At 73.6% G+C, this 19521-nt stretch carries 17 protein-coding genes; 9 read left to right on the top strand and 8 right to left on the bottom strand.

Annotated elements, in window-relative coordinates:
* The 3 genes from OG753_RS38140 to OG753_RS38130 all read right to left on the bottom strand — a co-directional run bounded on the left by OG753_RS38140 (position 1) and on the right by OG753_RS38130 (position 1838).
* The gene (locus OG753_RS38140; protein ID WP_405792103.1) at positions 1 to 606 is read right to left on the bottom strand and encodes an HXXEE domain-containing protein; all 606 of its coding nucleotides are present in this window, start codon (positions 604 to 606) and stop codon (positions 1 to 3) included.
* Entirely contained in the window at positions 603 to 1550 is a 948-nt protein-coding gene (locus OG753_RS38135; protein ID WP_401679944.1) for an AEC family transporter, read from the bottom strand. Before OG753_RS38135 ends, OG753_RS38140 begins: the two co-directional genes overlap by 4 nt.
* Before the next feature lie 63 nt (positions 1551 to 1613).
* Positions 1614 to 1838: a hypothetical protein gene (locus OG753_RS38130; RefSeq protein WP_405792962.1), complete on the bottom strand. Its 225-nt coding sequence runs from the start codon at positions 1836 to 1838 to the stop codon at positions 1614 to 1616.
* Positions 1839 to 2029: 191 nt separating this feature from the next.
* On the opposite strand from OG753_RS38130, the gene OG753_RS38125 reads away from it, so the two are divergent.
* Both OG753_RS38125 and OG753_RS38120 read left to right on the top strand, forming a co-directional pair.
* Positions 2030 to 3388 (top strand): sensor histidine kinase, encoded by a 1359-nt coding sequence (locus tag OG753_RS38125; RefSeq protein WP_327266336.1) that lies wholly within the window; start codon positions 2030 to 2032, stop codon positions 3386 to 3388.
* Positions 3385 to 4065, top strand: coding sequence for a response regulator transcription factor (locus tag OG753_RS38120; RefSeq protein WP_327266335.1), 681 nt, complete (start codon positions 3385 to 3387; stop codon positions 4063 to 4065). The genes OG753_RS38125 and OG753_RS38120 overlap by 4 nt, the downstream gene beginning before the upstream one ends.
* A 72-nt stretch (positions 4066 to 4137) precedes the next feature.
* Here OG753_RS38120 and OG753_RS38115 read toward each other — a convergent pair whose 3' ends face one another.
* The gene (locus OG753_RS38115; protein ID WP_405792100.1) at positions 4138 to 5292 is read right to left on the bottom strand and encodes a calcium-binding protein; all 1155 of its coding nucleotides are present in this window, start codon (positions 5290 to 5292) and stop codon (positions 4138 to 4140) included.
* Between the two features lie 245 nt (positions 5293 to 5537).
* Between OG753_RS38115 and OG753_RS38110 the strand changes: the two genes are divergently transcribed.
* The 3 genes from OG753_RS38110 to OG753_RS38100 all read left to right on the top strand — a co-directional run bounded on the left by OG753_RS38110 (position 5538) and on the right by OG753_RS38100 (position 9568).
* Positions 5538 to 6581 (top strand): alpha/beta hydrolase, encoded by a 1044-nt coding sequence (locus OG753_RS38110; protein WP_327266333.1) that lies wholly within the window; start codon positions 5538 to 5540, stop codon positions 6579 to 6581.
* Positions 6578 to 7807, top strand: a complete 1230-nt coding sequence (locus OG753_RS38105; RefSeq protein ID WP_405792098.1) for an acyltransferase — start codon at positions 6578 to 6580, stop codon at positions 7805 to 7807. The genes OG753_RS38110 and OG753_RS38105 overlap by 4 nt, the downstream gene beginning before the upstream one ends.
* A gap of 357 nt (positions 7808 to 8164) precedes the next feature.
* Complete coding sequence (locus OG753_RS38100) at positions 8165 to 9568, top strand: DUF4157 domain-containing protein (RefSeq protein WP_405792960.1); 1404 nt, start codon at positions 8165 to 8167, stop codon at positions 9566 to 9568.
* A 57-nt stretch (positions 9569 to 9625) separates the two neighbouring features.
* On the opposite strand, the gene OG753_RS38095 is transcribed toward OG753_RS38100, so the two are convergent.
* On the bottom strand, positions 9626 to 10066 hold the full coding sequence (locus tag OG753_RS38095; RefSeq protein ID WP_405792096.1) for a VOC family protein: 441 nt from the start codon (positions 10064 to 10066) through the stop codon (positions 9626 to 9628).
* Positions 10067 to 10222: 156 nt separating this feature from the next.
* On the bottom strand, positions 10223 to 10645 hold the full coding sequence (locus OG753_RS38090) for a DUF350 domain-containing protein (RefSeq protein ID WP_030384867.1): 423 nt from the start codon (positions 10643 to 10645) through the stop codon (positions 10223 to 10225).
* A gap of 95 nt (positions 10646 to 10740) precedes the next feature.
* Between OG753_RS38090 and OG753_RS38085 the strand changes: the two genes are divergently transcribed.
* A complete protein-coding gene (locus OG753_RS38085; protein WP_405792094.1) occupies positions 10741 to 12528 on the top strand; it encodes a GNAT family N-acetyltransferase in 1788 nt (595 codons plus the stop codon).
* A 128-nt stretch (positions 12529 to 12656) separates the two neighbouring features.
* Here the strand turns inward: OG753_RS38085 and OG753_RS38080 are convergent, their stop codons facing one another.
* The gene (locus tag OG753_RS38080) at positions 12657 to 14807 is read right to left on the bottom strand and encodes an AMP-binding protein (RefSeq protein ID WP_405792092.1); all 2151 of its coding nucleotides are present in this window, start codon (positions 14805 to 14807) and stop codon (positions 12657 to 12659) included.
* A 140-nt stretch (positions 14808 to 14947) separates the two neighbouring features.
* On the opposite strand from OG753_RS38080, the gene OG753_RS38075 reads away from it, so the two are divergent.
* Complete coding sequence (locus tag OG753_RS38075) at positions 14948 to 16837, top strand: ABC transporter ATP-binding protein (RefSeq protein WP_327266328.1); 1890 nt, start codon at positions 14948 to 14950, stop codon at positions 16835 to 16837.
* A gap of 7 nt (positions 16838 to 16844) precedes the next feature.
* A complete protein-coding gene (locus OG753_RS38070; RefSeq protein WP_327266327.1) occupies positions 16845 to 17228 on the top strand; it encodes a VOC family protein in 384 nt (127 codons plus the stop codon).
* A 90-nt stretch (positions 17229 to 17318) separates the two neighbouring features.
* Here OG753_RS38070 and OG753_RS38065 read toward each other — a convergent pair whose 3' ends face one another.
* Complete coding sequence (locus OG753_RS38065) at positions 17319 to 17954, bottom strand: hypothetical protein (RefSeq protein WP_405792090.1); 636 nt, start codon at positions 17952 to 17954, stop codon at positions 17319 to 17321.
* Between the two features lie 179 nt (positions 17955 to 18133).
* Between OG753_RS38065 and OG753_RS38060 the strand changes: the two genes are divergently transcribed.
* Positions 18134 to 19498 (top strand): AMP-binding protein, encoded by a 1365-nt coding sequence (locus OG753_RS38060; protein ID WP_327266324.1) that lies wholly within the window; start codon positions 18134 to 18136, stop codon positions 19496 to 19498.
* The last annotated feature ends 23 nt before the right edge of the window (positions 19499 to 19521 follow it).

The raw sequence follows: 19521 nt of genomic DNA, 5'->3' as shown, positions 1-19521 counted from the left end.
TCAACGAGCCGGCGCCGCCCGAGGTACGAGGACGAGCGCCCGGATACGCGGCCAACGCGCCGGAGCGGCCCGGCGGATCCGCCGGGCGACGGCGTGCGAGGCGGCGGTGGCCGCGCCCGCGAGCGCCAGGCCCGAGGCGATGTCGCGGGCCCGCGCCGGCCGCAGGACACCGGCGCGGCGCAGCCGGCCGCGGGCCCACAGGGTGAAGGGGACGACGAGCAGCGGAGAGGTGACCACCCCCGGGGTGTAGCCCCGGGTCGCGGCGGCCTGCGCCATGTGGACGAGGCCGTGCAGGCCGAAGCCGTTCAGGGAGGCCTGGTAGAAGGAGGAGCGTCCGCCGGTGCGGTACCCGTCGGCGGAGGCGGCCGCGACGATGAGTCCCATCACGCCGACGGCGGTGGCGAACTCGCGGCCGTCCACGGCTTCCATGCTCCGCCAGATCCGGTCCGGGACACGGGGGTGGCGCTCACGCAGGGCGGGGATCCGGGTCCGGGACCAGCGCGCCATGGTGGCCACTTCCTCGAGGTCGTGCACGGCCCAGGCGGCGAGGAGTCCTAAGGTGACGGCGCTGCGCGATATCGCGGGGCCGGTGGGAGAGGCGTTCATGGTGCGACAGTCTGCAGCCACAGGGGCAGCAACAGGAGCGACACGAGCGAACTCTTGATCACGATCGACGCGGAGAGGTCGACGCCCACGTCGTAGCGCTGGGCGAAGATGAAGAGGTTCTGCGGGGTCGGCATCGCCGCGATCAGGACGAGGTACGCCAGCCACTCGCCGCGTACGCCGAACAGCCACCCGCACACCGCCCAGGTCAGCAGCGGGAACGCCAGGCACTTGAAGCCTATGAGGGCGAATTCCTCGCGCGTGGTGCCCCGGAGATCGAGACCGAGGCCGCCCAGGTGGAGGCCGAGGGCGAACAGCGCCACCGGTGAGGCGCTGTCCCCGACGAACGAAGCGCCGTCCAGGACCACCGCGGGGATCCGTACCGAGAGCAGGTTGAGCAGGATCCCCGCGTTGCAGGCGAGGACCAGCGGGGTGGCGAGCGAGGCACCGACGGCCCGCGAGAGCCGGCGGCCCGGGCCGCCGGCCGCGGGGCCCGCGCGGCCCAGTTCCATGAGGGCGATGACGACCAGGGACAGGACGCAGACCTGGAACAGCAGGATCGGGAAGATCGGCGCCGCGGTGCCGAACACGGTGATGAAGACGGGGACGGCGAAGTAGGCGGTGTTCACCTGGACTCCGGCCATCACCCGCAGCGCCACGTCGCGGGGCTCGCGCAGGCCGTGGGCGACGGCCGCCAGGGACACCGCGAGCACGGCGAGGGCCGCGGCTCCCGCGTAGCCGCCGATCGCCCGCCAGTTGAACAGGGCCGCGAGGTCGCTGGCGTAGATGTTGCCGAAGAGGTAGCAGGGGACGGCGAAGAGGAAGGCGTAGTCGGAGAAGACCTTGGATGCCTCGGCCGGAACGATCTTCCGGCGCGCGAGCAGTACCCCGCCTCCGAAGGCCAGCAGCACCGGTACCAGTTTCTCCAACGCGGCTGCGCCACCCATGCCTGCATCCCCCGTACCTGCGGCCCCATGATCGACGGGCAGCAGCGTAGCTCTCGACGCGGCCTATCCCCCTTCGAGGCGGGCGCGGCGTTCTGCGGCGGCGTGCCACCAGCCGGGCGGGGACGCACCGATGGCTCCGGCGGTGGGCTGGTCGGGGTGAAGTCCGAGCCTCCGCAGTGCGTCGGCGCGGACGCGTATGCCGAACCAGCCGTGCCAGTGGCCGTCGGGGCCGATGCCACAGGCCAGATCGATCTGGATCTCGTCCGGTGCGAAGGGCGTCCAGTCGATGCCGCGGTCGCGCAGTCAAGCGCGGACGGCCGCCGCCGGGTGGAGGCGGCCCGGCAGGTTCCGGTAGGCCGCGACGGTGATCCAGTCGGTGCGGGGCGTGTCCATGGTGTCCATGGTGCCCGGTGGGCGGGGCGGTGTCATGGCCGTTCTCCGGGGACGAGGGCGCCGGCGGAGCATAGGCTGGTCCGATCATGAGCGACAGAGCCCGCACCCGGCTGCGCAGCCGGACCCGCGCACGCGTCCGTACCTCCTCGGCGGCCGGCGGGCGGGTGCCCGGCGCGCTGGGGCAGCTGGCCCTGGTGCTGCGTACACCGGCCGGGGCGGCGCAGCCCTTGTTCGGGCAGGCGCCCAAGCGGTGGCAGCGGGCGCTGCCCTTCGTCGTCGTCGGCATCTTCGTCGTCACCCTGCTGCCGGTGACCATCACGGTGCTGGCCGACAACTACGCTGTGGGCGGTGGCTGGGCGGGCGCGCTGGGGGTGGCGCAGACCGTGCCGCTGCTCCTCGCGGTGACCCGGCCGCTGCCTGCCTGGATGCTGGTCCTGGCCGCCGACACCGCCGGCGCGGTGCTGCTGCTGAGTGCCGACAAGGTGGCCGGGCAGTCCTGGCCGTGGCCCCCGATGACCATCATCGGCTACCTGGTGCTGATGGCCTGCCTGGGGCTGCGGGAGTCCATCCGGACGCTGGTGGGGGTGTGGCTGGCGACCGGCGTCATCGGGACGGTGCTGAGCTTCTCCGCGCCTTCGGGCTCGATGAACACCAACGCCCTGCTCTTCGTGCTCAGCGGGGTCATGCTGGTCCTGACGGGCGCGCTGCGGGGCCTCGGTGACGCGCAACAGCGGGTCGCCGAGCAGGAGAGCATCAGCGAGGCGGAGCGGGCCCGGCGGACCCTGCTGGAGGAACGGGCCCGGATCGCGCGCGAGTTGCACGATGTGGTCGCCCACCACATGTCGGTGATCACCGTGCAGGCCGACTCGGCGCCGTACCGGGTGCCGGGGATGCCGGAGCCGGTACGGGAGGAGTTCGCGGCGATCGCGGCCAGTGCGCGGGAGTCGCTGGGCGAGATGCGGCGGCTGCTCACCGTGCTGCGCGGCGACGGGGCGGGCGGGGCGGAAGGGGCCGACGGCGAGCGGACCCCGCAGCCGGGGATCGACCGGCTCCAGCAGCTGGTGGAGGCGACCGTACGGGCCGGGCAGCCGGTGGAGTTGTCCCTGGCGGCCGGGGCCGCCGGGGCGGCGCCCCCGGCGGTGGACCTGTCGGCGTACCGGATCGTGCAGGAGGCCCTGGCCAACGTGGTGCGCCACGCGCCCGGCGCGCCCACCCGGGTCTCGGTGACCGTGGACGAGGACGAGGTACTCGTCCTCGTGGTCAACGGTCCGGCCCGGGACGCCGTGGTGGAGCTGGAGAGTTCGGGCACGGGGCACGGCCTGGTGGGGATGCGGGAGCGCGTACGGTTGACCGGCGGGACCCTCGACACCGGGCCGCTGCCCGACGGCGGCTTCCGGGTCGCCGCCCGGCTGCCGTTGAACGACCCGAGCAAGGACGCCAGTTGACCATCCGCGTGATCATCGTCGACGACCAGGCCATGGTGCGGGCCGGGTTCGCCGCGCTCCTGTCGGCGCAGGCCGACATCGATGTGGTGGGCGAGGCCCCCGACGGCCGGCAGGGGATCCAGGTGGCCCGCTCCACGCATCCCGACGTGGTGCTGATGGACGTACGGATGCCGGAGATGGACGGGCTCACGGCCACCCGGGAGATCCTCGATCCCCCGCCCGGGGTGGTGCACCGGCCGAAGGTGCTGATGCTGACCACCTTCGACATCGACGACTACGTGTATGAGGCCCTGCGCGCCGGAGCCTCCGGATTCCTGCTCAAGGACGCCCCGCCGGCCGATCTGATCGCGGCGGTCCGTGTCGTCGCGTCGGGCGAGGCGCTGCTGGCGCCGTCGGTGACCCGGCGGCTGATCGCGGACTTCGTCCAGCAGCGCCCGGCACCGCGCAAGGACCCCGCACTGCGGCTGAAGGGGCTGACCCCGCGCGAGACCGAGGTGTTGGAGCTGATCGCGCGCGGGCTGTCGAACCAGGAGATCGCGGGTCATCTGGTGCTGGCGGAGCAGACGGTGAAGACCCACATCGGGCGGGTGCTGGGCAAGCTCGACCTGCGGGACCGGGCCCAGGCCGTGATCTTCGCGTACGAGGCGGGGCTGGTGCGGCCGGGCGACTCCGCCTAGACGACCGGCTCGGTGCCAGGGCCCCCGAGCCCGGCGTGATGCCTAGTGCTGTGACCGGAAAGGTCCACCGCACTAGGGGAGGTCGGCCGGGATCTCGCAGCCGGTGGTGAAGTCGGTTCCGCCCTCCCCGTCGCAGGCGTCCGGGGCGTCCGCGCCCCCGTCGAGGGAATCGGTGGCGGGGCCCGCCTTGAGGGTGTCGATGCCGTCGCCCCCGTCGAGGAGGTCACTGCCTCCCGCGGTGCCCGCACTCGCGGTGCCGGTGAGGTCGACGTTGTCGCCGAAGATGCGGTCGTTACCGGCGCCGCCGCTGATCGTGTCGTGGCCCGCGACGGTCCGGGTCGCGTCGGCCGGGGTGCTGTCGCCCACGAGGAACTCGTCAAAGGCGCCGCCGATGATGCGGTCGTTGCCGGCGCCGGTCGCGCGGCCTCCCGCCGGGCCGGTGACGGCGTGGTCCCCGATCGCGGAGACCCCGCCGTCGGGTCCCAGGTCCAGCAGGTCGTTGCCGCCGTGGCCGAACGCGTGCTGTGCGGCTTCGCTGTCCCCCGTCAGGGATTCGGCGCCGGGCCCTCCGAGCAGTACGTCGCTCCCGGCGCCCGTGGCGTTGCCGGCGAACGCGCCGGAGTCACCGAGCAGGGAGTCGTCGCCGGGGCCGCCGTCGATCCGGTCGGTCCCGCCGCCGGACGCGCTCTGCCCCCGGCTGTCCCCCGTCAGCCGGTCGTTGCCGGGGCCGCCGACGAGCTGATCGTTGCCGCCGCCGGTGGCGGCGCCCGCGGGTGCGTAGCTGTCGCCGGTGAACTGGTCGTCCCCGTCGCCGCCGACGAGCCGGTCGTTGCCGCCGCCGGTGGCATCGCCGGCGGGGCTGAAGCTGTCGCCGCGCAGCTGGTCGTTGCCCGCGGAGCCGTCGATCTGGTCATTGCCGAGTCCGCCGATGAGGATGTCGTCGCCGGCCAGCCCGCAGACGAGGTCGTTGCCTCCCCGGCCGTGGATCGTGTCCGCGCCCGCGGTGCCGACGATCACGTCGTCTCCCTCGGTCCCGTCGGTGGTCGCGCCGGGGGCGGTGACGACGATGGTGGCGGGGACGCCGAAGCAGGTCACGGCCCGTGCGTTGACCTCCGTGGTACCGAGGAGGACGACGGATCCGGCGGCGAGGGCGCAGGCGACACCGGCGGCGGCCATCCGGCGCGGGCGCCGTCCCGGTTCGGCGCGCGGAGGTTCCCAGTGGGACATCGGCGGTACTCCTTTTGCCTCGATTAGTCGGACTATCACCACAACTAGTCGGCGCAGGGGCTCCATCCGCGCCGACACACGGACGGGCTCGGGCAGACGGCCGATGCGGATCGCACCTGCGGGAAGGGGGCCGGTCTCCTCCACCCCCTACTGGGGTATGACAGCCGACTTGGCTCCACGGTGCGACGTGCCCGCCGGTACCCACTGCCTACCTTCCACCTCGTCACGAGGAGAGGAGAAGGGGCATGCGCCGCTTCGGAAGGACGCTGGTCACTGCCGCGCTGGCGGTGGCCGTCGTCGGGGGGACCGCCGGATGGGCCTCGGGCGACAGCCAGACAGCGGTCACCGGACCGCCGCCGGGGACCGCCGCATGGCGGGCCGACACGGCGTCCGGCCGGCCGCTGCCCGATCCGGCGACCGCGGCACCGCACGAGGTGGCCGCGTTCTTCGCCGGGCTGGACGACGCGGCGCGCCGCGCACTCGTACGGTCCCACCCGCTGGTGGTGGGCAACCTCGACGGGGCTCCGCTCCCCCTGCGGTACGAGGCCAACCGGATCGCCGCGGCCGCCACGGGCGAGGCGCGGTACGCCCCGCTCGCCGCGCCGGACCGCCGGATCCTGGCCTTCGACCCACGCGGCCGCGGGCAGGTGGCCGAGGTGTTCGGGGACCTGGAGCACGCCGCGCACGTCTCGGTGATCGTGCCCGGTTCCGACAACGACGCCACCGTGTACGACGCCCGGCGGGGGCCCCACACCGGCCCGGCCGGGATGGCGCGCTCCCTGCGCGGGGCGACCGGCGGGGCCACCGCCGTCGTCGCGTGGATCGGCTACACCACCCCGGTCGGCGTCGGCCTGGACGCCGCCGACGGCCGGCTGGCCCGGGCGGGTGCGTTCCGTCTGGCCCGCTTCACCGCGGGACTCGACGCGGTCGGCGCGCCCGACCCGGTGCTGTTCTGCCACAGCTACGGCTCGGTGGTGTGCGGGCTCGCCGCCCGGCACACCGACGCCACCGACGTCGTCGCCTTCGGTTCCCCCGGGATGCGTGCCGCCACCGCGGCCGCCCTGCGCACCGACGCCCGCGTCTGGGCGGCCCGGGGGCCGTCCGACTGGATCGCCGACGTCCCGAACGTCGAATTCGCGGGGATCGGTCACGGCGCCGACCCGGCGTCTGCCGCATTCGGCGCCCGCCGGGTGCCCGCAGCCGACGTACAGGGCCACACCGGCTACTTCGCGCCCGGCACCCAGTCACTGACGGCGTTCGCCGCGATCGCCAAGGGAGAGCTCCGATGAGCGCCTCGGCCACCCTGGCCCCGCTGCGGAAGGCCGCCGCGCGGATCGACCGGCAGACGCCCGCCCACCGCGACCGCGCGATCGACGGGCTGCGCGCCCTGGCGCTGCTGGCCGTGCCCACCGGGCACTGGCTGCTCGGCGGCTTCACCCTCGACCCGGAAGGCGGCCTGCACAACGCGAGCCCGCTGTCGGCCTTCGGCGGTCTGGCGCCGGCGAGTTGGGCGCTCCAGATGCTCGGCATCTTCTTCCTCGTCGGCGGATACGCGTCAGCGCTCTCCTTCGGGCGCCGCACCGGTTCGACGGGCGCCTGGCTGAAGGGCCGTATCGTCCGGCTGGGCCGGCCGGTGCTCGGGGTGACCGCGGTGTGGGCGGTGGCCGCGCCCGTGCTGTACGCGGCCGGCGTGCCGCAGGCGTCGCTGCGCACCGGGGCAACGCTGGTGATCCAGCCGTTGTGGTTCGTCGGGGTGTACGTGGTGGTCACCGCGCTGACACCGTACTGCGTGCGGGCGGCGCGGCGCCTCGGAGGCTGGGCCGCGGCCCCGTTGCTCGGTTCGGTCGCCTTGGTGGACTTCCTGCGCTACGGGCCGCTCGCCGACTCGGTGCCGTCCTGGATCTCGCTGGTGAACATCCTGCCCGGCTGGCTGTTCGCGTACCAGCTCGGCGTCTCGTGGGGCGAGCGGCGGATCGGGCGGCGCGGGGCCTGGCTGCTGCTGGCCGGCGGGGCACTGCTGTTCGCGGCACTGCTGGCGGTCTTCCACTATCCGGCGTCGATGGTGGGCGTACCGGGTGCGGCACGGACCAACTCGCACCCTCCGTCGCTGCTGGTACTGGCCCTGGCCTCGGTCCAGTCGGGGGCGGCGATCCTGCTTCGCGACCGGCTGGCGAAACTCCTGGACCGGCCCGCCCTGTGGGCTCCGGTGGTCGTGATCAACCTGTCGGCGATGACGATCCTGTGCTGGCACCAGACGGCCATGCTGGCGGCCGCCGTGCCCGGCTCGTTCGTGGGCGGGGTGGCCGGTCTCACGACGGCGCCGGACAGCCTGGGCTGGATCGCGGCACGGCTGGCGTGGATGCCGGTGTTCGCGGTGCTGTTCGTTCTCATCGCCCGCTACGCGCGCCGCTTCGAGGGCCCGCCGCGGGAGGGGCGCGGGGCGAGCGCGCTGCGCCGGACGGTGGCAGGGGTGCTGGCGGCGGGATTCGCGGTGTTCGCGCTGGGCCTCGCCTGAGTGGTGCGCAGACAGCCCGCTTGTGCCGGTACGGGACGAGGTCACCACGGAAGCCGTGCAACGCAATTGGGGCGGGCCCCTCCTGCCCCGGGCGCAGCCGTGCCGTGGCGGCCGGGAGTTGGCCTCGCGCCGACAAGGTAGCTGATAATACTTCAGACCCCCTGGTCACGACCGGTGTGACCGCCCCTCGGGGGCGTGGCCGGGCAGCCGCGCGACGCGGCCGCCCTGACGCATGGAGAAGGCGATCGCGTGAGCCCCAAGCACTCCCGCCCGGCGCGGAAGACCGACGAACAATTACTGCATTCCTCCCGCCCTGCCGCGACCGCGCAGCAGGTGACGGCGCCACCCGTGGGGCTGATGGCGCTGCAGGCCGGCGCGGGTAACGCCGCGGTCGTCCAGATGCTGCACAGGGCCGGTCGCGTCCGGGACGAGGAACAGCACCAGCACTCCGACGGATGCGGACACGAGCAGGCCGAACACGCCGGGCCGGCCGAGCACGCCGGGCAGCCCGCGGTGCAGCGCTCCACCGTCCACGACGTCCTGCGCGCCCCAGGACGTCCCATGGACCACGCCACCCGCACCGACATGGAGGCGCGGCTCGGAGCGGACTTCTCCGACGTCCGCATCCACGAGGGCAGCGCCGCCCGCGCCTCCGCCGCCGAAGTCGGCGCCCGTGCCTACACCTCCGGCAGCCACGTCGTCCTCGGTGACGGCGGCGGCGACAAGCACACCCTCGCTCACGAGCTCACCCACGTCATCCAGCAGCGCCAGGGGCCCGTCGCGGGCACCGACAACGGAGCGGGGCTGCGGGTCTCCGACCCCTCCGACCGTTTCGAGCGCGAGGCGGAGGCAAATGCCGGCCGGGTCATGGCGGCAGGTCACCTGGCCGCCGCCCACGTGCAGCGTCATGCGGCGCCCTCCCCCGCCTCGGGCCCTCACACCGCCGTGCAGCGCGTCGAGGACCCCCAGGCGCGGATGACGGTCGAGTACTGGGAGGACAGGGCGGGCCTGGGCGGGGCCAGCAGCAAGGCCGCGAAGGACCGTGGCGCGCAGATCAAGGCCTCCAAGGCGAGCGCGAAGAAGTTCAAGGCCAGCAAGCCCCCGCGCTCGATGGATGAGGTCGTCAAGACCGTCGGCCCCCAGCTTCTGACCGAGCTGGCGCGGATGGGCGACGAGGCCGGGCGGATGGAGCTGTACCGGTCCATGAGCTTCGACGAGGCCCACAGCGCTCTGACCTACTGGGGAAACGAAACCGCGCGGAAAGAACTGCTGGACTACATAGGTTCCGGTACGGGCACGGGAAAGGAATTCAGGGAAAAAGGACTCACGGGCATGACCATCGGGTCGCATCTCGGCGACCAGGGTCAGGCCGATGGATACTACGAAACCCAGGGCGAACCCTATGCGGTCCAGCTGAAGTTCACGCTGAAGCCGGGCGCCCATGAACTCCTTTTCCATCCAAACCACATGGCTCTCGGGCCGGGTTACAAGAACGACCTGATCCGCAAGGCGAACGAGGACACCGGGGAATACCGGAACGCGAACGCGAACGAGGGCACACTGGGCGGGTACATCGGCGTGAAGGCCGAGGACAAGGAACCCTACAGCCTGGGCATCGCGCAGGGGAACAACGGAAAGAACGGCAGGGAGCTCGGCGCGAGCCAGCTGCTCTTCCAGCTTTTCGTCGAAGACGTCACACTGGTGAAGAACCGGTCGGGGAAAGAACTGCCCTCGGCGCAGCAGGAAGCCATCGCCGCGTAATCAGGCGTTGCCGTGGATGTCCGAAGCGCGTTCCGGACATCCACGGCACCCGTGCGATCACGTCTTCGCGCCGCCGAAGTCGGGCAGCGTGACCGAGCCGTCTGCGGCGAGGGGGAATCCCGGGTTGTGAGCCACTTCCCAGCAATGGCCGTCCGGGTCCGCGAAAGCGCCGGAGTAGAACCCGATCGCGTTGACGGCCGCCGGCTTGGTGACGCTGCCTCCTGCCCGTCGTACGGCGGCCAGCAGCTCGTCCACCTCGGCCTCGGAGCGGACGTTGTGGGCCAGGACGATCCCGCCGAACCCGCCGGCCGGTCCGGGCTCGACTCCGCAGTCGCGAGCCAGCTCCTCCCGGCCCCACAGCACCAGCGCGAGCCCGCCGGCCTGGAAGAAGACCGTCTCCTGGACCTCCTGTCCCCGCCAGCCCAAGGCCTCGTAGAAACCCTTGGCGCGAGCGAGGTCGGAAACCCCCAGGGTGACCAGGGTGATGCGTTGTTCCATGCGAGCACCCTAAGGGCCGTCCCGTAATCCCCGGCGGGCGCACGACGCCAGCTACGGCACCGGGCCGGCGGACGACACCGCCGGCTGCGGTCCGGATACGGCGAGAGCGCCGCTCCCCCGGGGGAGCGGCGCTCTCGTTGTGTACGGTGCTCCGCGTCAGGCGATCGAGGCGGCGACGATCGCGGCCACCGCCAGGTTGCAGGCCGCCGAGACCCAGACCGCCGGGTGGGGCTGCGGGTCCACGACGATGGCGCCGAGCTTGCCCGGGGTCACCAGGTCGAGCACGAGGAACGCCACCGCCATCAGGATCAGGCCGAGCACGCCGAAGGCTGCGGTGGACAGCAGGCCCTTGCCGAAGTCCGAGTACGTCGTCCAGATCGAGGTGAAGACGATGCCGCCGATGCCGAGGAGCGCGGAGCTGAGGAAGAGGGCCGCGTTGCGGTTGCGCTCCTCCCAGATCTGCTTCGGCAGCTTCCCGGGCGTCAGTACGTCCACCAGGACGATACCGAGGATCAGCAGGACCAGTCCGAGGGCGCCGTAGGCGCTGGTGCGGCCAAGTCCGTTGATGATGTCGCTCATTGAGAAGCCTGTCTCCGCGTGGGTGGGAAAGTATGTGCCGTGGAGAGGCCGAATCTATCGCACGGCCTTGACGCGGACCATGGGGAGGTCAGCAGATGGTAAAGGTCAGGGCCGCTCGACCGGCCGAGGCGGAGGACCTGACCGGGCTGGTGATGCGGTCCAAGGCGTACTGGGGCTACGACCGCGGGTTCCTCGCCGCGTGTGCGGAGGAGCTGCGGATCCGGGCCGAAGACGTGACCGCCCGCCGTATCGTCGTGGCCGAGAACGGCCAGGGCGAGGTGCTCGGGGTCTCCTCTCTCGAGGGCGCCGGCCCGCTCGCACGGCTGGGGCTGCTCTTCGTGGAGCCGTCGGCCGTCGGACAGGGCGTGGGCCGGCTGCTGTACCGGGACGTGCTGCGGCGGGCCGCCGAGCTGGGCGTGCGCCGGCTGGTGATCGACTCCGATCCGCACGCGGCCGGGTTCTACCGGGCGATGGGGGCCGTGGCCCGGGCCGCACCGGACCCGGCCCCCGCCCTGGTCCGCTTCGAGGTGAGCCCCGCCCCGCTGGCCGGCTGGGCGCGGGCCTGGACCGGTGGCGGGCGGGCCGTGCACCTGGGCAACGTCGGCGAGTTCAACGCACAGTTCGGCGACGCCACCCTGGACCGGGAGCAGCGGCCCGCGCACCACTACGCCTGCCTCGCCGCCTTCTACAGCCCGTACCCGGCCGTGCTGGTGCTGCCGCGGGCGGTGCCGAGCGGCTGGACCGAGCTGGTCTGCCGGCAGCTGGGCTGGACCGGCGTGGAGGTCCACGACGGGCTGGTGGACGGGGATCCGGGCCTTGCCGATGCCGTACGGGCCCGGCCGGCGCTGGCCGCGCGGCTCACCGGGGCCGGGCTGCCCCTCGTACCGTGGGGGCGCACCCCGGCGTTCGGTCTGCTGGCGGGCCGGCCGTGGCGGCCCGGGGAGCTCCGCTACGAGTCGAAGTCCGCGGCGCACGGGCTGTTCGGGCGGATCCTGGCGGACGGCGGGCATCCGGGGATCGTGCTCCCCCGGCAGTGGCCGGCCCGCGGGCGATGGTCGGCGGCCCGGCTGCTGGCGGCCCGGACCAGGGCGGGTGAGAGCACTGTTCTGAAATCGGAGCACGGTGTCGGGGGTTCGGGCACCACGGTGGTCACCCCCGCGCAGGTCCGCGCCGCGGGCGGGGCCCTGGCCGTAGTGCGCCGGCTGCCGCGCGGGCCGCTGCTGGTGGAGGAGTACGTCGGCGGTCCGGCGGCCGGGGGCGGGGAGGGTGCCGGTGCAGGGCCCGGCGGTCCGCGCGACCTGACGTACGACGGGTTCGTCGACGACGCGGGCCGTGTACACGACGTCGGCGGGGCGGTGATGGACGTGACGGACGACGGCTGCTACCGGGGTGCGACGGTGGGGCCCGGCGTGGTGCCGAATTGGGCGGAGAAGCCCCTCCTCGCCTTCGGGTCGGCGGTGGGCCGGGAACTGGCGGATTCCGGCTACCGGGGCTGGTTCGACGTGGACTTCGTGGCCGACGGGGAGGGGCGGCTCGCGCCGACCGAGACGAACCTGCGGCTGACCGGGCCGTCGATCGCCTTCATCGTGGCGGCGCGGCTCGACGTGCTGCGGGGCGCGGGTCACCTCGTACGGATCGCCGACCGGGTGGAGCTGGGCGCGCGGCTGCCCGAGGCCCAGCTGGACGAGTTGTGCGCGGCCCTGGTGCGGGGCTGCGCCGGGCTCGGGGCGGTGTTCGTTCCCGCGATCCCGACGGGTGCCTTCGAGCCCGCGCCCTGGCTGGGTGTGCTGGTGGCCGCGCGCAGCGAGGAGGCGCTGGACGCGGCCGAGGCGCTGGTCCGGGCCGAGGCCCTGGCGGTCGGGGCGGTGTTCGCCGCGCCGTGACCGGCCCGCACTGCCGACCGGTCGGCGGCGGTCCGGTCGGCGGTCGGGCGACAGTCGGTCCGGTCGGCGGGCGGGCGGCAGTCGGTTGCCGGTCGGCGGTCGGGCCGGCGGTCCAGGCGGCGGTCCGGTCAGTCGTCGAGGGGGTGGAAGTCGAAGGGGTCCGCCGGCCTGGCGACGACGTAGGCCGCGGCGACGGCGCCCGCGATCATCAGCGGGACGTTGAAGGTGTAGACGAGGGCGGCCTGGAGCGGCCAGTCCTGTTTGGCTGCCAGCCGGTAGAGGTTGTCCTGCGGCCACCAGGCCAACAGCAGGTAGGACACGGCCAGATGGGCCGCCACCGTGAGGGCGGGGCTGCGGCGCTGACGCAGCATCCGGGCGCGGCCGCCGAACAGGAACACCAGGCCGATGCCGAAGGCGAGGCACTCGAAGAGGTAGAGGACGGAGAACAGGAACGCCCAGGGCTGCGGCACTCCGGTGAGGTCGGTCGATCCGGGCCACAGGAGATTGGTGATGATCAGCGCGACGAAGCCCAGGACGCCCCCGCAGCCCGCCGCACAGGACGCCGGCATCCCCTCCTGGCCGCCCGGGGCGGAACCGTACTTGCCGGACTTGGCGCCGCCGCGCCGCGCCGCCGCCGCGGGCAGGATGGGAAGCGGCAGGGCGTCCCGGTCCTCCCGGCCCGCCGCGTTGCGGGGCAGGTTGCGCAGCCGGATCACGGTGCGCGGGGATTCCTCACGGAGCACCTTGCCCGCCAGGTGGTCGCGCAGCCCCTCGATGTCCGGCAGCACGGCCGCCGGGGTCCGGGTCGGTCCCCCGGGCGGTGGGGCCACGTAGGCGACGAGCCGCCGCGGGCCGCGGGGTCCGTCCACTCCCTTCAGGATGACCGCGCCGATGCCCTCGTGGCTGCGGATCGCGGACTCCACGCGGTACGGGTCGACGATGCGGCCGCCAGGCAGGGTGATCCGGTCCCGGATGCGGCCGCCGAACTCCAGCAGCCCGTCGTCGCGGAGGAGGCCGAGGTCGCCGGTGGGTATCGCGTCACCGCCGTCCGGCGGAACGATGCGGATCTCCCCGCCGTGCACGTCGGCCCGGAAGCCGGGGAACGCGGTGCCGAGCAGGGAGATCGTTTCCGGGTCGTCCAACGGGTGCGGCAACTGGGCCAGTTCGAACCAGGTGCCGACGCCGGCGCACTCCGCGGATCCGTAGATGTTGAGCACGCGCGCACCGGGGCGCAGCAGGACCTGCAGGGTGGCCTGCTCGTCGAGGTAGAGCCGGTCGCCCGAGACGGCGAGCAGCCGCAGCGAACGGCAGGCGGGGTCCGCACCGCGGTGGCCGGGCGGGCCGGCGGCCGCCGGTGGCGCGTCCTCGATCAGCAGCCGGGTGGCGCCGGCCGGGTCGGTGTGCAGGACGGTGACGCGGTCGGTCTCGAGGGCCGCGCGGATGTCCTCGGGCTTCCGGTCGGAGCGCGGGGAGAGCACGAGGGCGCCGCCCGAGCACAGGGCCCGGGTCCAGCCCGCGGCGAAGGCGGTGACGTCCGTACCGGCCGTGAACAGGTGCCGGTCCTGCGGGGTCGGCCGGGCCACCTCGGCCCAGCCCTCGTGGGCGGCCAGGAGCATCCCGTGGCCCACGCGGACCGCGCGCGGCTCGGCCGCCCCGGCGAACAGGACGACGGCGGTGCGGCCGGGTGACGGGGCGGACGGCCCGGAAGGCCCGGCGGACGGCCCGGCGGAAGGCCCGGCGGACGGCCCGGCGGACGGCCCGGCGGAAGGCCCGGCGGAAGGCCCGCCGGAGGGCCCGCCGGAAGGCCCGCCGGAGGGCTCGGCCGGCCGTTCGGTGCGCGGTCCGCCGATCGCGGTGGTCTGCGCGTCGAGCCGGATCACCCGCAAGCCGCTGCCGTTGTCGAGGGCGGCCTGCTGGGCGGCGTCGGTGAGCAGGACGTGGGGCTCGGCCGCGGTGAGCTGCCGACGCCCGCTGCGCGGGGCGCGGACGTCGATCACGGTATAGGCCCCGCCGGCCTTGAGGGCGGCGAGGAGGGCGACGACCAGTTCGCTCTGCCGGGCGGTGCCGATGGCGACGAGTCCGCCGGGCGGCAGGCCGGAGTCGAGGAGACGGCGCGCCAGCAGGTCGGCGCGCGCGTCCAGTTCCCCGTAGGTCAGGCTGTCCGGGCCGGCGATGAGCGCGCGGGCTCCGGGGGTGTCCCGGGCCCATTGCTCGAAGCGGTGCAGGACGGTGTCGGTGGTTCGCTTGCCGAAACGTACGGACTCGGATCCCTGCGTCATGAACCGATGATGCCACCGGGCACCGACAAGGGGTGGCGGTCGCGTATATCCCTCCATGGAGCAGGAGTTGGCTTCCCGTACGGGCGGTCCGTAACGCATGCCTTGACCTCGAGCTCGGTTGAGGTCCTAGCGTTCGAGCCATGGACATGGAAGTCACCGCCTGGACGTCGCTCCACAGCGCGATCAACGCCCAGCAGGACCGTCGCCCGTTCTCCCGGGCCGGCCTGCGCCGCGTCGCCGCCTTCGCCCGCCCGCACCGCCGCGGGCTCACCCTCTTCCTTCTGCTGAGCGTGGTGACCGCCCTGCTCGCGGTGGCCACGCCGGTGCTCGCCAGCCGGGTCGTCACCACCATCGTGGAGGGGCGCGACAGCGGCGCGGTCACCCGGCTGGCCCTGCTCATCGCGGTGATCGCGGTCGCGGAGGCGGGGCTAGGGCTGCTGACCCGCCGGCTGTCCGCCACCCTCGGCGAGGGGCTGATCCTGGACCTGCGGACGGCGGTCTTCGACCACGTGCAGCGGATGCCGGTCGCCTTCTTCACCCGGACCCGGACCGGAGCCCTGGTCAGCCGCCTCAACAATGACGTGATCGGCGCCCAGCGGGCCTTCAGCAACACCCTGTCGGGGGTGGTCTCCAACACGGTCACCCTGCTGCTGACCCTCGTGGTGATGCTCAGCATCTCCTGGCAGATCACCCTGCTGGCGCTGGTGCTGCTGCCGGTGTTCGTGCTGCCGGCCCGCCGGATGGGCGCACGGATGGCGGCGATGCAGCGGGAGGCCTCAGCGCTGGACGCGGCGATGGGCACCCAGATGACCGAGCGGTTCTCGGCGCCCGGCGCGACGCTGGTGAAGCTCTTCGGGCGGCCGGCCGACGAGTCCGCGGAGTTCGCGGCCCGCGCGGCCCGCGTACGCGACATCGGGATCCGTACGGCAATGGCCCAGTCGGCCTTCATCACCGCCCTCACCCTCGTCTCGGCCCTGGCCCTCGCGCTGGTCTACGGGCTCGGCGGGTACTACGCCCTGCGCGGCTCGCTCGACGCCGGTTCCGTCGTCGCCCTCGCCCTGCTCCTGACCCGGCTGTACGCCCCGCTGACCGCGCTCGCCGGGGCCCGCGTCGAGGTGATGAGCGCAATGGTGAGCTTCGAGCGGGTCTTCGAGATCCTCGACCTGCAGCCGCTCATCGCGCAGAAGCCGGACGCCCGCCGGGTCCCGGAAGGGCCGGTGGCCGTGGAGTTCGACCGGGTCTCCTTCGGATACCCCGCCGCCGACAAGGTCTCGCTCGCCTCCCTGGAGGAGGTCGCCACCCTCGACGCCCGGGGCGGGACGCAGGTGCTGCACGAGGTGTCCTTCCGGGCCGAGCCGGGCCAGATGGTCGCCCTGGTCGGCTCCTCCGGCGCCGGCAAGTCGACGATCGCGCAGCTGCTGCCCCGGCTGTACGACGCGGACGCGGGCGCGGTCCGCCTGGGCGGGATCGACGTACGGGACCTTTCGGCCGAGTCGATCCGCGACACGCTCGGCATGGTCACCCAGGACGGACACCTCTTCCACGAGTCGGTGCGGGCCAATCTGCTGCTGGCCCGGCCGGAGGCCTCCGAGGAGGAGATCTGGGAGGCCCTGCGGCGCTCGCGCCTCGACGGGCTCGTCGCCTCACTGCCGGACGGCCTGGACACGGTGGTCGGGGAGCGCGGGTACCGGCTGTCGGGCGGGGAGCGGCAGCGGCTGACCATCGCCCGGCTGCTGCTGGCCCGGCAGCGCGTGGTGATCCTCGACGAGGCCACCGCGCACCTGGACTCGACCTCGGAGGCCGCGGTGCAGGAGGCCCTGGGCGAGGCCCTGGCGGGCCGGACCGCGGTGGTGATCGCGCACCGGCTGTCGACCGTGCAGGCGGCGGACCTGATCCTGGTGGTCGAGGACGGCCGGATCGTGGAACGGGGCACGCACACCGGGCTGCTGGCGGCCGGCGGCCGCTACGAGGAGCTGTACCGCACCCAGTTCGCGGTGTCGGGCGGCGAGGCACCGGTGTCGGGAGCATGATGCTGTGATGGACATCAAACTGGAACTCGTCGCCGTCCCCGTCAGCGATGTCGACCGGGCCAAGGCCTTCTACGAGAAGCTCGGCTTCAACGCCGACCACGACGTCACCGTCAGCGAGGACATCCGCTTCGTCCAGCTGACCCCACCGGGCTCGGCGTGCTCGATCGCGATCGGCAGGGGGCTGACCCGGATGACCCCGGGGTCGCTGGACAACATGCAGGTGGTCGTCACGGACATCGAGGAGGCGTACGAGGACCTGCGCGGCCGGGGGGTGGAGGTGACCGAGATCCAGGACCTGCCGTGGGGCTCCTTCGTCTATTTCTCCGACCCGGACGGCAACGGCTGGGCAGTCCAGCAGACCACCCCGCGCAAGACGGCGGACACCCCCTGAGCACGGCCCGCCCCCGAGCACGGCCCGCCCCCGACCGCCGGAGCCGGGCGGCACGGCGGAGACCGCCGGACCGCCACGGCCCGCGCCGGGTCACCCCATGGACCACAGGACGTCGGCGACCGGGTCAGCCGTGTGGTTGTAGCGGCTCCTCACGTCCTCGTCCTGCTCCACCCGCCACTGGCCGTCCTCGAGGATGAGGCGGAGCGCATAGCGGAAGGGCTTGCCACCGTCGCGCTGGCCCGTGGCGAGGACTCCCTTGCCGGCCGGGTGCTTCCGGGACGCCTTCACGTCCTGGATGTGGTCGATGGTGAACCGCAGCGGCGCTGCACCCGGCTCCGGGGTCCGTTCGGTCAGGGACTTGCGTGCGGCGACGCAGCCGTCGACCGTTCCGCCGTCATCGCTGAAGTTGGGTCGTGCCGCCTTGGTTTCGTGCTCGCACATGGCCTTGACGTCGGCCGGGTCGAGCATCCACGCCTTCATGAACCCCTCGGCGGCGGCCGTGATCCGGACGTCCTCGCTCACGGTCGTCGGACTCCCGAAGGGCTGGGGGGCCGCCCTGTCCTCGCGCGGGGCGACGGGCTCGGAGGAGCCGCAGGCGGACAGCGCGGCGGTCGTCAGCACGGTCGCGGCCAGGCAGGCCGCTCGCACGACGGCGGTTCGGTGGCGCATGGTGTTCTTCCCCCTTCCGGGCGGGGCCAGGAGCGGGCCCACCCGGTTGTTGATCATTTGTGAGGACGATAACCGACACCGGACCGGGTCCCGGCCGTGCTCCCGGGCGACGGGGCTCCTTGGACGTTCCACCGAGGGCGCGGCGCGCGCATGGTCCGGAACGCGCATTGCGTGGGCGCGTGTTGGGGGCTTGGCTTGCCGGGGTCAACACGACGAGGTCGGTCCCGAGGAAGCGAATGACACCCATGCTCGACGGCTGTACCCCCTGGCCCGAGGCGTTCGTCGACCGCTACTGGGCGGCCGGGCACTGGCAGGGCAACACGCTCGACAACCTGCTCCGCGGCTGGGCCCGGCACCACGGGCCGCGGACCGCGCTCGTGCACGGCGGCACCCGCGTCACGTACGCGCAACTGAACCGGCGCGTGGACCGGATGGCCGCCGGCTTCCGGCTGCGCGGCCTGCGGCCCGGGCAGCGGGTCGTCGTCCAGCTGCCGAACGTTCCCGAGTTCGTCATCACCGTCTTCGCGCTGATGCGCACCGGCGTGGTCCCCGTGCTCTGCCCGGTGACGCACCGGGCGGCCGAGGTGTCCCGCCTCGTGCGGGTCAGCCAGGCCGTGGGTCACGTCGGGCCGCCGGCCCACGAGGGGTTCGACCTCGTGGCGATGGCGGCGGACATCGCGGCCCGAGGGCCTTTCCTGCGGCGGGTGTTCACCCTGGAGGCCCCTGGCGAGGCGTCCCCGTACGGCGGCTTCAGCATCGACGCGGCGGGCTGCCAGTACTACCCCTTGGCCTCCGTCGACTCACCGCCGGAGCGGCCGCTCCCGCAGAGCGCCGCCCAGGTGGCCTTCTTCCTGCTCTCCGACGGTGCGGGCGCGGAGCCCGCGCTCGTGCCGCGCACCCACAACGACTACGCCTACCAGGTGCGGGCCGCCGCCGGGCTGGTGTCGCTCACCGAGGACGACGTCTACCTCGCCGCGCTGCCCGCCGGGGACAACTTCGCCTTCGGCTGCCCCGGCATCGTCGGCACCCTCTCGGTCGGCGGCACCGTCGTGCTGGCCGAGAGCGCGGACCCCGCCGCGTGCTTCCCGGTCATCGAACGGGAGCGGGTCACCGTCACGTCGGTGGTGCCCGCCGTCGCCGAGGGCTGGCTGGACGCGCTCGCGTCGGTCCGGGCCGATGTGAGCAGTCTGCGTCTCGTGCAGATCGGCGGCGCTCCCCTGCCCCGGGCGACCGCCGTACGCGTGGGTCCCGAACTGGGCTGCCGCGTGCAGCAGGTGTCGGGCCGGGCCGAGGGACCGCTCACGCTCACCCGGCCCGCCGATCCGGACGAGAGCGTGCTCTCCACACAGGGCCGCCCGCTCTCGCCCGACGACGAGATCCGCGTGGTCGGCGCCGACGGCGCGGAGGTGCCCGACGGCGAGCCGGGCGAACTCATCGCCCGCGGCCCCTGCACGCCTCGCGGCTACTACCGGGCGCCCGACCTCAACGCACGCTCCTTCACCCCCGACGGCTGGTTCCGCACCGGAGACCTCGCACGCCGCACCCCCGACGGCAACCTGGTGGTGACGGGCCGCCTGCAGGATGCGCCGTCCGGCCGCTGAGGGGCGGGGACGGTGGGAGGATG

The organism is Streptomyces sp. NBC_00029, from assembly GCF_045160505.1.
GTDB lineage: Bacteria > Actinomycetota > Actinomycetes > Streptomycetales > Streptomycetaceae > Streptomyces.
Note: the sequence above shows the minus strand (reverse complement) of the source record. Positions and strands in the feature narration are given on the sequence as shown.